General features: G+C 76.2%; 10 protein-coding genes. 5 read left to right on the top strand and 5 right to left on the bottom strand.

What is annotated here, in order from left to right:
* Window position 1: 1 nt before the first annotated feature.
* Both ABEA53_RS06260 and ABEA53_RS06255 read left to right on the top strand, forming a co-directional pair.
* Window positions 2-982 (top strand): HNH endonuclease family protein, encoded by a 981-nt coding sequence (locus ABEA53_RS06260; RefSeq protein ID WP_345480176.1) that lies wholly within the window; start codon window positions 2-4, stop codon window positions 980-982.
* 119 nt (window positions 983-1101) lie between these two features.
* Window positions 1102-1584, top strand: a complete 483-nt coding sequence (locus ABEA53_RS06255) for a MarR family winged helix-turn-helix transcriptional regulator (protein WP_345480175.1) — start codon at window positions 1102-1104, stop codon at window positions 1582-1584.
* Between the two features lie 13 nt (window positions 1585-1597).
* On the opposite strand, the gene ABEA53_RS06250 is transcribed toward ABEA53_RS06255, so the two are convergent.
* Window positions 1598-2224 carry an HAD-IA family hydrolase gene (locus tag ABEA53_RS06250; RefSeq protein WP_345480174.1) on the bottom strand — a complete coding sequence of 209 codons (627 nt, stop codon included), beginning with the start codon at window positions 2222-2224 and terminating at the stop codon, window positions 1598-1600.
* Window positions 2225-2272: 48 nt separating this feature from the next.
* Between ABEA53_RS06250 and ABEA53_RS06245 the strand changes: the two genes are divergently transcribed.
* Complete coding sequence (locus ABEA53_RS06245; RefSeq protein ID WP_345480172.1) at window positions 2273-3085, top strand: dienelactone hydrolase family protein; 813 nt, start codon at window positions 2273-2275, stop codon at window positions 3083-3085.
* A gap of 79 nt (window positions 3086-3164) precedes the next feature.
* On the opposite strand, the gene ABEA53_RS06240 is transcribed toward ABEA53_RS06245, so the two are convergent.
* The 3 genes from ABEA53_RS06240 to ABEA53_RS06230 all read right to left on the bottom strand — a co-directional run bounded on the left by ABEA53_RS06240 (window position 3165) and on the right by ABEA53_RS06230 (window position 8501).
* The gene (locus tag ABEA53_RS06240; RefSeq protein WP_345480171.1) at window positions 3165-4106 is read right to left on the bottom strand and encodes a glycoside hydrolase family 25 domain-containing protein; all 942 of its coding nucleotides are present in this window, start codon (window positions 4104-4106) and stop codon (window positions 3165-3167) included.
* 83 nt (window positions 4107-4189) lie between these two features.
* Window positions 4190-7744: a TM0106 family RecB-like putative nuclease gene (locus tag ABEA53_RS06235; protein ID WP_345480170.1), complete on the bottom strand. Its 3555-nt coding sequence runs from the start codon at window positions 7742-7744 to the stop codon at window positions 4190-4192.
* Between the two features lie 37 nt (window positions 7745-7781).
* A complete protein-coding gene (locus ABEA53_RS06230; protein WP_345480169.1) occupies window positions 7782-8501 on the bottom strand; it encodes an HNH endonuclease family protein in 720 nt (239 codons plus the stop codon).
* Window positions 8502-8742: 241 nt separating this feature from the next.
* Here ABEA53_RS06230 and ABEA53_RS06225 point away from each other — a divergent pair, with 241 nt between their 5' ends.
* Together ABEA53_RS06225 and ABEA53_RS06220 are read left to right on the top strand one after the other, a co-directional pair.
* On the top strand, window positions 8743-9735 hold the full coding sequence (locus tag ABEA53_RS06225; RefSeq protein ID WP_345480168.1) for an ATP-binding cassette domain-containing protein: 993 nt from the start codon (window positions 8743-8745) through the stop codon (window positions 9733-9735).
* Entirely contained in the window at window positions 9732-10538 is an 807-nt protein-coding gene (locus ABEA53_RS06220; protein ID WP_345480167.1) for an ABC transporter permease, read from the top strand. Before ABEA53_RS06225 ends, ABEA53_RS06220 begins: the two co-directional genes overlap by 4 nt.
* Window positions 10539-10598: 60 nt before the next feature.
* Here the strand turns inward: ABEA53_RS06220 and ABEA53_RS06215 are convergent, their stop codons facing one another.
* Entirely contained in the window at window positions 10599-13664 is a 3066-nt protein-coding gene (locus tag ABEA53_RS06215) for an ATP-binding protein (protein ID WP_345480166.1), read from the bottom strand.
* Window positions 13665-13682: the final 18 nt, after the last annotated feature.

Below are 13682 nucleotides of genomic sequence, written 5' to 3'. Positions count from 1 at the left end.
CGTGTTCTCCGGCTCCATCGCCCCGTTCCTCGCCGTGGTCGGACTGCTCGCCGTGCTGTGGGGCCTTGCCCTGCTGATGCGCGGCACGGGACGCCGTGCCCGCCGCGGCACCATCGCGGTGCTCGCCGTGGGCGGCGCGGGCATGCTGCTCGGCGGCACCGCCTTCGCCGCACCCGCGCTGCCCGCCGTCGACGGCGGCGCCGGCAGCGCCTCGCTCTCCGTCGCCGCCGCACCGACGCCGAAGCCCACCGCGTCCGCTCCGTCCGCGTCCGCAGCGCTCGACGCGCTCGCCGTCAAGGGCCGGGCGCCGATGACCGGCTACCAGCGGGTCGAGCGGTTCGGCAAGGCGTGGGCCGACGTCGACCGCAACGGCTGCGACACGCGCGACGACGTGCTGCGCCGCGACCTGACGCAGGTGACCGGCGGATCCTGCAAGGTCCGCAGCGGCGTGCTGCACGACCCGTACACGGGCACGACGATCCACTTCGTGCGGGGCGAGCGCACCAGCGAGGCCGTGCAGATCGACCACGTCGTGCCGCTCGCCGACGCCTGGCGCACCGGCGCGCAGCGGCTGACGAAGACGCAGCGCACCGCCCTCGCCAACGACCCGGTGAACCTGTTCGCCGTCGACGGGCCCACGAACACGCGCAAGAGCGACGGCGACGCGGCCACCTGGCTGCCGCCGGTCAAGTCGTTCCGCTGCACCTACGTCGCGCACCAGATCGCGGTGAAGCGCGCCTACTCGCTGTGGGTCACGAAGGCGGAGAAGGCGGCGATGCAGCGAGTCCTCGCCCGCTGCCCCGACCAGCGCCTCCCCGTCGCGACGGCGTCCTCGACGCCGGCGCCCTTGAAGGCCGCGGTCGTGCACCCCGGCGCGCTCTGCGCTCCGGCCGGCGCGACCGGCAGGACCGCCGCGGGCACCGCGATGACGTGCCGCACCTCGGCGACCGACGAGCGCGCCCGCTGGCGGCGCGCGGCCTGATCCGCGGGACTGCGCAGGCGGGTGCGGGCGCGGCGGGGCAGGAGTAGCGTCGTCAGGCCGGTCCGCTTCTTCAGCGCCTCCACCGGTGGCGCGGGCGGTGGCCGACGCAGGGAGCGCCCATGCAGGACGAGCAGCCGCCGCACCGGGTGGCGAGCGGGACCGCCCAGGCGCTGGTCGCCGCGGTCGACGCCGTCGAGGACGCGGAGAAGGCGCTCGATCAGCGCGTCCGTGTCGAGCTCGGCGTGAACAACACCGACTTCGCCGTGCTGCAGTACCTCGACCGCGTGCAGCGCCGCGGCGGCAGCACCCGGGTCGGCGACATCGTCGGCCGGTTCGGCGTCAGCTCCGGCAGCGCGACGGAGATCGTGCACCGGTTGACGCACGCGGGCCTCGTGCACCGCGTGCCGCACCCCTCCGACGCCCGCGTGCGACGCCTCGCGCTGACGGACGACGCCTCACGACGCCTCGAGGAGATCGTGGGCGCCGTGCGCGCGGACCTCGACGCGCTGCTCGACACCATCCCGCAGCACGAGGAGGAGCGCCTCATCGCGCTGCTCGGTCAGGTCCGCGACATCTTCCGGTCCGGCTCCACCGCCGGCTGATCGACCGAGACCTTCAGCAGGTCGCCCACCCGCTCCACCCGCACCGCGGCGAGGTCCGCGGCCACGGCGTCGGCGCCGAGGGTCTCCGCCGGCACGGAGCCGAGCACCCCGAGCGTCGCGCACCCCGCGGCACGGCCGGCGGTGACGCCCGCCACCGCGTCCTCGACGACGAGGCAGTCCTGGGGGCGACGCCGAGCCGCTCGGCGGCGGCGAGGTACGGGTCGGGGTTCGGCTTGCCGAGCGCCGTGTCGGAGGCGGTCACGAGCACGGGCGGCTCGATGCCGGTCGCCGCGAGCCGCGCGGCTGCCAGCGGGGCGCTGCACGACGTCGCGACCGCCCAGCGGTCGACCGGCAGGGCGTCGAGCAGCGCGCGCACGCCCGGCAGCACGACGATGCCCGCGGTGTCCGCGACCTCGAGCCGCTCGATGTCGAGGAACGCCGCCGCCGCGTCCGCAGCGGGTACGCGCTCGGCGACGATGTCGCGCGCCGGCCGGCCGAGCTCGGACGCGCGGACCCCGAGGCGCACGTCCCACCGCTGCTCCCAGACCGCCCAGGCGCGGTCCACCGCCGGCGTGGAGTCGATCAGCGTGCCGTCCATGTCGAACAGCACGGCGCGGACGAGGAACTCGGCGGCGGGCACCGATCCACCGTAGGGGAGCGTCGATCGGCCGTGCCGCATACTCCCGCCATGACGGACACCGCCCCGGTCGGCACCCTCGACGGCTGGGCCGTCGCACCCTTCTCCTCCGCAGGACTGACGCACGACGTCTACGAGCGCGGCTCGGGCCCAGGCGTCGTGCTCGTGCCCGAGGTGCCGGGGCTCACCCCGCAGGTGCTCGGCCTCGCCGACCACCTCGTCGACGCGGGCTTCACCGTCGCCGTGCCCTCGCCGTTCGGCACGCCCGGCCGCGAGCCGAGCGTCGGCGCCGTGCTGCAGGTGCTGCCCCGGCTCTGCGTGTCCCGGGAGTTCCGCGCCTTCGCCACCGACGTGCGCCGGCCGTTCTCCGACTGGCTCCGCGCCCTCGCCGTCGACCTCGACGGCCGCACGCCGGGTCCGGGCGTCGGCGTCATCGGGATGTGCTTCACCGGCGGGTTCGCCCTCGCCGCCGCGGTGGAGGGCGCCGTGCTCGCCGCCGTGCTGAGCCAGCCGGGCGTGCCCTTCGCGGTCGGCCGCGCACGGGCGGCGAACCCCGGCCTGTCGGAGGCGGACCTCGGCGTCGTCGCGGCGCGGGCGGAGCGCGGGGAGGTGTGCGCCCTGGGCCTGCGCTTCAGCGAGGACGCCGCCGTGCCGCGGGCGCGGTTCGAGTCGGTGCGGCGCGCGCTCGGCGGCGCGTTCGAGGTGCTCGAGCTCGACTCGTCGCCCGGCAACCCCGGCGGCTTCTCCCGCTCGGCGCACTCCGTGCTGACGAACGAGGTGCGGGAGCGGCCCGGCCAGCCCGCCTTCGAGGCGCGGGAGCGCGTCGTCGCGTTCCTCCGCGAGCGGCTGGGCACCGCGGCCTGACCCGCGTCGCGCGGTCGCTGCGGCGGCGCGCGGTCAGCATGCCTCCCGCGCGTCTCCACGGGTGCCGCGCGTCGTGCGGTCAGCCGCCGGCCGGTCGCGCGATGTCGCGGTCCAGCGGGCCGTCGACCCACTGCACCATGCGGACGCGGCCGTTCGCGGTCAGGGGCCAGTCGTGCAGCAGCGCGTCGACGGCCTCCGCCTTGCTCGCCGGGCCGATCGCCAGCCACTGGTCGAGCCGGTCGAGGGTGCTGCCCTTCCGGAGCCGCCCGATGATCCGCGCCCACTCCGAGTGGTCGGAGTAGACGCCGGTCGTCGTGCCGATGCCGCCCCTGCTCCTCGGCAGGGTGAAGGCGGCGACCATGCCCTCGACGACCGCCTGGTTGAAGCGCTGGTCGTCGCCCCAGGTGCGCTCGGCCTCCACGTCGATCCAGAACCGAGAGTGCGCCGGGTCGCGCAGGCCGGGGATCGCGGCGGCGTGATGCGCCATCTTCCAGCCGTAGACGTACGCGCAGGCGCGCTCCGCACGGCCGCCGGTGCAGGTCGTGCCCGAGGCGGTGGAGGCGAACGCGGTGGGAACCGGCACGCGGACGCCGTCGACGGTGTCGCCCGTCGGCCAGTCGGGGTGCTCCACCCACTTCAGCTGCGCCTTCGTCCACGGGTCGGCCGCCATCACGTAGTAGGCCAGACGGGGCTGCGACGACCCGCCGGTCGTCGTGTCCGCCCACTCGAACTCCCGCTCGATGCACGCGCTGACGGTGCCGGGAAGTCCGTCGTTCACGCCGACGACGACGAAGGCCGGGCGGCTCGCGAGCGGCAGCGTGCGCGTCGTGCCGTGCGGCGGCGTGCAGGCGGGCCAGCTCGCGTCGGCGCCCGGGCGCACCGTCGCCCAGTTCACCGGCGTCGGGGCGGGCTTCGCCACCGGCTCGTCCGGCAGGGCGGCGGCGAGCTGCACGCCGACCACGCCGGCGAGCAGCAGGATCACGCCCAGGAACACCGCCTGGACCGTCCACCGCCGCCGCACCCGGCGATCATGCCGACCGCGCCCCGGCCGCCGGCGGCGACGCGCGCCGCTGCGCCGAACCGCGGGCGCCCTGCGCGGCCCGCTCAGCGGGCGCCGGTCGTCCGGAGACCGGTCATGCGGAGACCGGTCATGCGGAGACCGGTCATCCGGAGGAAGGCGCTCAGCTCCGCGACCCCCTCCGCGTCGTGCGGCAGCGCCTCGCCGAGGGCGGGGGAGTGCACGAGGAAGCTCGCCCACTGCGCCCGCGAGATCGCGACGTTGACGCGGTTGCGGGACAGCACGAAGCCGATGCCGCGCGGCACGTCGGACGGGGACGAGGCGGTCAGCGAGACGATCGCGATCACCGCCTCCTGCCCCTGGAACTTGTCGACCGTGCCCACCCGCACGTGCCGCAGGCCCGCCGCGTCGAGCGTGCTGCGCAGCAGCGCGACCTGCGCGTTGAAGGGCGCGACGACGATCAGGTCGTCCTCGGCGAGCGGGTCGTCGACCCGTCCGCGGGACGGGTCCGACCAGGCCAGGCCGAGGTGCGCGCGGACGAGCGCCAGCACCGCGTCGGCCTCCGCGGGCGACTCGACCGTGTCCCCGGGGTGGTCCACGGGCACCGCGTGCAGCCCGGGCTCGATCCCGGCGAGGCGCCGGTCGGTCGTCTCGGGCAGGCGGGCCCGCAGCCGGCCCTCGTAGGAGAGCTGCGAGACCGCCTCCGTCAGGGCCGGGTGCATGCGCCAGCTCTCGGGCAGGAACACGCCGAACTCGGCGGGCAGCACGTCGTGCCCCTCCGACAGCCAGCCGAGCGCCGAGGCGTCCACCGGCTCGGGGTGCAGGCCCTGGCTCACCTGCGGCAGCTGCTGCGGGTCGCCGAGCAGCAGGAGGTTCTTGGCGCTCACGCCGACCGCGACGGTGTTCGCGATCGAGAACTGCCCCGCCTCGTCGATGACGAGCAGGTCCAGCTGCTTCCGCTCGAGCTGGTTCACGTCGGTGAAGGTCCAGGAGGTGCCGCCGACGACGTACCCGCGGTCATGCCGGCCCCTGGCCCAGAGCTTGACGCCCACGGGACGGTCGGGCTCGATCACGCTCCAGGCGCCGACGGTGCCGGCCGATCCGACGCGCTTGCCCACCAGGTCGGGATCGAGGCCCGCCTCGACGACGCGGTCGAGCAGGTTCTCGACGACGGCGTGCGACTGGCCGACGACGCCGATGCGCCAGCCGTGGTCGCGGACGAGCGCGGCGACGACGTGCGCGCCGACGTGCGTCTTGCCGGATCCCGGCGGGCCCTGCACCGCGAGGTACGAGCGGGACAGCCGCAGCAGGTCCTGCACGATCGCCTCGGCGGAGGCGTCGGAGGCGAGCCCGGCGTCGCCGGCGACGCGCGGGGGCGTGCGCTGCAGCAGGTCGAGCACGGCGTCGCCGGCGGGGAAGCCGCGCACGAGGCGCTCGCCCCACTCGAGGATCGCCGCGCGCTGGTTCGCGGTGCGGTACGGCGCCCCCGGGGTCAGGGCGAACGGCAGCTCGGACCACGGCTCGCACGCGACGCCGTCCCGGTCGCGGCCCGCCTGCTCCTCGATCACGACGGCCGTGCGGCCGCCCAGCAGCGGCACGACCTCGCGGACGGTGCCGCGGTCGTGCTCGCCGCGCTGCCCGGCGGGCACGGCGTCGCAGCCGATCGGCGCCGGGTCGTCGTACATGACGCAGCAGCGGTCGCCCGCCTTCAGCCCGCTGCCGGGTGCGAGCAGCCCGACGAGGCGCACCGTGCGCGAGTCGGAGCGCTGCCGCCCCTCCCGGCTCCAGTCCTCGAGGACCTCGGCCTCCTCGACGACGAGGACGTCCTTCTGCTCGGCCCAGTCGTCGACCGCCGCGATCTCGCGGTTGTAGTGGTCCCACCAGTAGGACTTGTCCTCGCGGCGGTGGTACTCGATGGCCGCCGCGGCGAGGGCGATCGCGGTCTGCTCGCCCGAGCGGTCGGCCCGGGGCACGTCGGCGATCCGGTCGAGGAGGGCGTCGCGCACCGCGTCCTCCTGCCGCGCGATCGCCGCGTCGGCCGGCGGCTCCTCGGGCAGCGGCGGCCGCCTCGCGATCCCGCCGTCGTCGGCGAGGCCGAGCAGCCAGTCGCGCAGGCCGAGCGTCGAGGCGCAGTCGTACTCGTTGTAGTCCGCGATCTCCCGCAGCTGCCCCGCCGCCTCCTGGGGGCGGCCCTCCTCGACGAGGCGGGTCCAGGTCACGTAGGCGTCGACCGAGTCGGCGCCGTTCGTCACGTCGCTCTCGCGCAGCCGGTCGCCCATGTAGAGCGGCTCGAGCTTCTTCAGGCTGTAGGAGCGCTCGGAGATGCGGATGGAGCGCAGCACGACCGGGTACAGGTCGACGAGCACGTGCTCGCGGAGCAGGTCGTCGAGCATCGCCTCGCCCACGCCGTGCCGGGCGCAGAGCTGCTGCAGATGGCTGCGCTCGTAGTCGGCGTAGTGGTAGACGTGCATCCCGGGATGCGCCCGGCGCCGCTCGGTGACGAACGTCAGGAAGTCGAGCAGCGCCCGCTTCTCCTGCTCGCGGTCGTGCGCCCAGAAGGGCCGGAACCGCTCGCGCCCCGCGCCGTCGAGCTCCACGACGCCGAACAGGTACTCGAGGCCCCAGGTGCGGCCGTCGTCGGACCAGAGGGGGTCGCCCTCGAAGTCGAAGAACAGGTCGCCGGCGTCGGGCTCGGGCAGCGCGGCGAGCCCGTCGGGATCGATGACCTGCGCCTCCACCCCGTGGCCGCCGCGCTGCTCGGCGGCGAGCTGGAGCCGCGCCTGCAGGCGCAGCCGCTGCAGCGGTGCGGCGCCGATGCCCTCCACCGCGCCGTCGCTCGCGGCGAGGTCGTCGATCGTGGCGACGCCGACCGCGCGGAGGCGGTCGCGCTGGCGCACGGTGAGCCGCCCGACGAGCAGCACGTCGCGGGTGGCCTCGACCTGCGCGGCGCACTCGGCGCACCGGCCGCAGGCGGCCACGCCCTCCGCGCCCCAGGCGATCGCGGCGGTGTCGGCCAGCCGGTCGTCGACGAGCGCGCGGAGGCGGCCCATGCGCGCCGTGAAGACGGGCTCCACGTCGGCCAGGCGGTGCGTGGAGGTGGTGCCGTCCCCGAGCAGCAGGTGCACCTGCTCGCCCATCGGCAGCCCGAGCCGCTGCAGCTGGCCGGCGTACGCGGCGAGCTGCATGAGCGCGGTCACCTTCGCGCGGCGCGCGAGCTTCGTGTCGTAGACCTCCCACACGTCGCCGGTGCGCACCAGGAAGTCGGCGAAGCCCAGGAACCGGCCGTCGAACAGCGTCGCCTGGAAGACGACGTCGGCGCCGCTGCGCATCGCGGTCACGGTGCGCTCCTGCGCGGCGGCCAGCGCGTCGAGGTCGCGGGCGTCGTCGGGCCGCTCGATCTCGACGACGCCGGCGCCGTACTGCCGCCGGTACGCCTCGAGCTGCCGCTCCTCGTGCGCGTCGCCGAGCCGCGCCGCCCGGCGGTTCAGCGCGTCGACGGGCTCGGGCACCGCCTCCACGCGGCCGAGCCGCGCGTCGAGGCGCCGCAGCACCGCCCACTCGCAGGCGGTCGCGGCGGTGAGGTCGGACGCCGACAGCACGACCGCGCCGGCTGCCGCGGCGCCGCTTCCCGTGACGAACATGGCCGCAGGCTAGGCGCGGCCTCGGACACGGGCGCGCTCAGGACCCGGGGAGGAGGGCCCGCAGGTCCGGGGCGCCCGGGGCGGCGACGCGCGTGGGCCCGCACCGGTCGAGCTCGCGCTCGAGGGCCGCGCGCTCCGCGCGGTCGACGGTCAGCCGCCACCGCGTCTTCACCGCGACCCAGGCCGCGACGTACGTGCAGCGGTCCCGCGCGGGCAGCCAGGTCACCGGGTCCTGGTCGCCCTTGTCCTCGTTCACCGCGGCCGTGACCGCGACGAGGCTCCACCGGTACCCGAGGTCGTTCCCGTACGCGACGAGCCGCGACGGCGCCCAGCGGTCGGCGCCCGAGCGCCAGGCCTCGGCGAGCGGCACCAGGTGGTCCAGCGTGAAGGCGTCCGGGTCGGTGGTGATCCGCCCGTCGTAGACGGACCGCCACTCGCCGGTCAGCCGGCAGCCCCGGCCGATCTCGAGCGGGCCGACGTGGTCGCGGATCAGCACCTCGCGACGCGTCCAGCACCCGTCGCCGTCCGGGTCGAAGGGCCCGTCGCCGTACCCGAACGCGCTCCGCCTGTAGGTCGCGCCCCGCTCCTCCGGCGCCGTGCGCAGGCCCTGCAGCAGGTCGGCGGCGTCCACGGTCGCCCCGGTGGCGGAGGCGGGCGCGGATGCGGACAGCGCGCTCGCGGGCGCATCGGGCGCGTCGGGCATCTCGCTGCACCCCGCCAGCAGCGCGAGGAGCAGCAGGGGAGCGGCGCGCAGCACCCCGACAGTGTGCCCGCCCCGCCCTCCCTCCGCGGATCCGCAGTTCCCGGCCGACACGCCGCACAAGCGAGGCCGGGACCCCGCGCGTCGTCCGATCCCTGCGGATCCGCGGACGAACTGCGGATCCGCGAGCAGTGCTGACAGGGCGTGTGAGCGGGGCGTGAGCGCCGTGTGAGCGACTGTCGGCATCGTCCTTCCCAGCGGCCGCACCGGCCGCACGGATCAGAAGGAAGGGGACGCGATGTCGTCATCCGCAGTGCCCGCCATCGAGGCGACCGGCCTCGTCAAGGTCTTCGGCGAGAACCGCGCCGTCGACGGGGTCGACCTCGTCGTGCAGCCGGGCAGCGTCTACGGCGTGCTCGGCCCGAACGGCGCCGGCAAGACCACCACCATCTCCATGCTCGCCACGCTGCTGAAGCCGGACGGCGGCTCCGCCCGGGTCTTCGGCCACGACGTGGCGAAGGAGGCCGCGACCGTCCGCGGCATGATCGGCGTGACGGGGCAGTACGCCTCGGTCGACGAGACGCTGTCGGCGACCGAGAACCTGGTCGTGTTCGGCCGGCTGCTCGGGCTGTCCGGCAGGCAGGCTCGAGCGAAGTCCACCGAGCTGCTCGAGCGCTTCTCCCTCACCGAGGCGGCGAAGCGCCCGCTGAAGAAGTTCTCCGGCGGCATGCGTCGCCGGCTGGACCTCGCCGCGAGCCTGATCGCGCAGCCGCCGCTGATCTTCCTCGACGAGCCGACCACCGGGCTCGACCCGCGGACCCGCGCGCAGATGTGGGACACGATCCGCGAGCTCGTCTCGACCGGCTCCACCGTGCTGCTGACCACGCAGTACCTGGACGAGGCCGACCAGCTGGCCGACCGCATCGCGGTCATCGACCGCGGCCGCGTGGTCGCGGAGGGCACCGCCGACGACCTGAAGGCCTCCGTCGGCACCGCCTCGCTGCAGCTGCGCCTCGCGGACGGCGGCGACCTCGCCGTCGCCGAGGCCCGCATCCGCAACCTGCTCGGCGTGCAGCCGGTCGCCAGCGCCGAGCGCGCCTGGCTGACCGTGCCGCTGCAGGACCCGGAGCGCGTCACCGACCTGCTGGTCGAGCTGCGCGACGCCGGCATCCGGCTGGCCGAGTTCGGCGTGCAGAAGCCCACCCTCGACGAGGTGTTCCTCGCCATCACCGGCCACGGCGCCGACCACAGCACGGCCGGAGCGGCCGAGAAGGACGAGGTGATGGCATGACCGCCGTCGCATCCATCGCCGCGGCCCAGCCGCGCAACGGTGTCACCCGCATCGCCAGCCAGTCGCTGACGATGGCCTACCGCGGCCTGCTCAAGGTGCGCCGCACTCCGGAGCAGCTGTTCGACGTGACGCTGCAGCCGATCATCTTCACGGTGATGTTCGCCTACATCTTCGGCGGCGCCATCTCCGGCGACGTGCAGCAGTACCTGCCCGCCCTGATCCCCGGGATCCTCGTGCAGACCGTCGTCACGGCCTCGGTCGTCACCGGCGTGCAGCTGCGGGAGGACATGGACAAGGGCGTGTTCGACCGGTTCCGCTCCCTGCCGATCGCCCGCATCGCACCGCTCGCCGGCGCCCTGCTGGCGGACACGGTCCGGTACGCGATCGCGACCGCGCTGACCTTCGTGGTCGGCGGGATCATGGGCTACCACCAGGTGTTCGACCACGTCGGGTGGACGATCGCCGCGGGCCTGCTGGTCATCGTGGTCGCCTGGTCGCTCAGCTGGATCTTCGCGCTGTTCGGCATGCTCGCCCGCACGGCCGGCTCGGTGCAGGGCATCTCGTTCCTCGTGCTGTTCCCGCTGACGTTCCTCTCGAACGCCTTCGTGCCCACGGGGACGCTGCCGGCGCCGCTCAAGGCGTTCGCGGAGATCAACCCGGTCTCGCACCTGATCACCGCGGTCCGCACCCTGGTGAACGACCAGCAGGTGACCGGCGACGTCTGGCTCTCCCTGCTGGGCGCGGCCGTCATCGTCGCGGTCTTCGCGCCGCTCACGGTCCGGGCGTACATGCGCAAGGCCTGACCCGCTCGACACGACCGGCCCCGCGCCTCCGACTCCGGAAGGCGCGGGGCCGTCGCCGTATCAGCCCCGCTGCCGCACGGCTGGCGAGCGCAGCAGGGCCAGCGCCTGCCCGGTCGCCACCTCGACCGGCGGCGGCGGGCCGACCCACTCTGCCGCGACGAGGTCGAGGGAGGCCATGTCCCGCCGGGCGCCGAACGCCAGCGCGGCGCCGAGCAGGCCGTCGGCCGCCTCGGGCGCGGTCCGGCGGAGCACGGCCGCGAGCCCGAGCATGCCCGCGCCGAGCACGGGCGCGTCGAACCCGAGCGGCCCGAGCCGCAGCACCACGATCAGCAGGACCCGGAGGCGGCGGTACGGCTCCGCGAGGTCGGCCGCGGGTACGCCGAGGCGCACCCGGGCGGCGAGGGCCGAGGCGTCCACGAGCACCCGCCACGGCGGGCTCGCCCGTCGAGCCGTCGCGAGGGCGGTCTCCCACCGCGGCAGCGCGGCCGCGCGGTCGCCGCGGGCGGTGGCGACCTCGGCGAGCCCCGCCTCCGCGATCGCGCGGTTGTCCCGCTCCTCGGCGGCGCCCGCGCGCCCGGTCGCGCCGGCCATCGCGCCGAAGAGCGCCTCCGCGGCATCGAGGTCGCCGAGCGCGGCGCGGTTCGCGCCGATCAGCCAGTCGAGCTGCCGCAGCTCCGTGTCGAGGTCGAGGGCGACGATCTCGGCGCGGACCCGCTCCGCCGTCGCCAGCGCCTCCTCGTGCCGCCCCTGCTGGCTGCGCAGGGAGGCGATGCTGGTGCGGGCGAGGAAGCGCACCCAGTGGAACCCGTTCCGCGCCGCGAGCGCGTCCGCCGCCGCGAGGTCGGCGATCGCGGCCTCGGCGAGCCCCCGGTTCTCCTCGAGCTGCGCCCGCATCAGCCGGGCGAACGTCGCGGAGAGCGGGTCGGGGGAATCGGCGAGCGCGTCGATCGCGGCCGTCCCCGCCGCGAGCGACGGCGCGAGCACCAGGGAGGTCGCGAACACGCCCCAGAACCCGGTCGCTGGAGCTCCGCGCCGGGTGGCGCGGCGCAGCAGCGCGAGAGCGCGGAGCACGGCCGGCGACCCGGTGATCTGCGCCACGGAGGCGGCGATCGTCAGCGCCTTGAGCGCGTCCTCCTGCTCCTGGCCCGTGCGGGGCCGCAGGGCGGCCGCGCCGAGCAGCTCGGGCAGGATCGCGGCGAGCGGCTCGAACTCGCCGCGGTACATCCAGTTCTCCATGAGGAGGCCCGCGACCGCGACGAGCACCGGCTCGCGGCCCGCGCCGCCCGAGCGCAGCACGGCGAGCAGGGTCTCCTCCTCCTCGGTCACGGTCCGCGTGGCGGCCGGGTCCCGACCGCCGAGCAGGCCCGGTGCGACGCCCCGGGCGAAGGCGACCGCCCAGGCGTCGAGCGCGGTCCGGGCCTGCTCCAGGGCGCCCCGCTCGGCGAGGTCGCGCAGCCCGTACTCGCGGACGGTCTCGAGCATCCGGTACCGGGCCCGGCCGGGGCCCTGCTCGGTGAACGCGAGCAGCGACTGGTCGACGAGCTCGGTCAGCTCGGCGGAGGCGTCCCGGCCGAGCAGCAGGTCGGCTCCCGCCGCGGTGAAGCCGTCGGGGAACACGGCGAGGGCGCTGAGCGCGGCGGCCGCGGCGGGGGAAAGCAGCCGGCGGCTCCACTCGATGACGGCGAGCAGCGTGCGGTGCCGGTCGGGCGCCGTGCGGTCGCCGCCGACCAGCACGGCGAACCGGTCCTCGAGCCGCCGGTCGAGCTCGGGCAGGGTCATGGACCGGAGGCGGGCGGCGGCGAGCTCGATCGCGAGGGGGAGGCCGTCGAGGCGCGCGCACACCCGCTCCACGAGCGCGGGGTCGAGCGGCACGCCGGGCCGGGCGGCGCGGGCGCGCTCGACGAAGAGGTCCGCCGCGGAGCCGTCCGCCGGCAGCGGCTGCGGGGCGACGACCGCCTCGCCCGGCACGAGCAGGGGCACCCGGCTCGTCGCCAGCACGGTGAGGTCCGGCACCGCGGCGAGCAGGTCGACGGCGAGCTGCGCGGCCGCGTCGACGACGTGCTCGCAGTTGTCGAGGACGAGCAGCGTGCGCCGGGCGGCGAGCGCCTCCCGGGTCCGGGTCCCGAGGTCGGCCGGCAGCGGATCGGCGAGGCGGCGGGTGCGGGTGCCGCGCGCGCCGACCGCGGTGCCGACGACGAGCTCGACCCCCTCGGCGTCCGGTGCGCCCGCGAGCTCGGTGAAGACGATGCGCTCGAAGCGGTCCGCGAGCCGCAGGGCGCTCTCGTGCGCGAGCCGGGTCTTGCCGAGCCCGCCCGTGCCGACGATGGAGGTGAGCCGGTGCGTCGGAACGGTCGCCGTCAGCCGCTCGAGGTCGTCCTGCCGCCCGAGCAGCGGCGTCGTCGCGGCCCGCACGCCGACGAGGTCGGCGGCGGTCGGCGCCGCCTGCGCGCGCAGCAGCTCGGCGTTCAGCCGCACGAGGGCCGGGTCCGGATCCGCGCCGAGCGCATCGGCGAGTCGCTCGCGGTGGGCGGCGAACGCCGCGAGCGCCGCGTCGACCCGGCCGCCCTCCGCCTGTGCCCGCATCAGGCGCAGCACCGCGTCGCCGTCGAGGGGCGCGCCGTCGACGACCCGCTCCAGCAGGGGCACCGCCTCGTCGCCGCGCCGCTCGTCGAGCAGCCGCTGCGCCTCGAGCCGCAGGAGGCGGAGGCGGGCCCGCTCGGCCCGCGCGACGAGGTCGTCGGCGAGCGCGTCCGCCTCCAGGTCGGAGCCCGCATCGCCCGTCCAGAGCGCCAGCGCCGCCGCAGCAGCGGCCGCGTCCGCGCGCTCGGCGGCCTCGAGGTCGGAGCCGCTGACCCGGTAGCCGGTGGGCGTGGAGGCGAGCAGCCCCTCGGCCGCGACGGCGCGCAGCCGGGACACGAGCATCTGGATCGCGCCGCGCGGGTTCCGCGGCGGCTCGTCCGGCCAGAGGTCCTCGGTCAGCCCGGCGACGCCGCGGCCCTCCGGCCCGGCCAGCGCGAGGGCGACCAGCAGCCGCCGCGGCATCGCCCCGGCCGGCGCGATGAGCGCGCCGCCGCCGTCGGGGAACCGGACCGGCCCGAGCACGCGCACGATCGGCCGGTCGGTCACCTCGCGAGGCTACCGAGC

This window comes from Amnibacterium soli (assembly GCF_039544415.1).
In the GTDB taxonomy this organism is placed as follows: Bacteria; Actinomycetota; Actinomycetes; order Actinomycetales; family Microbacteriaceae; genus Amnibacterium; species Amnibacterium soli.
The sequence above is the reverse complement of the archived record's forward strand: the minus strand, read 5'-3'. Positions and strand labels throughout refer to the sequence as shown.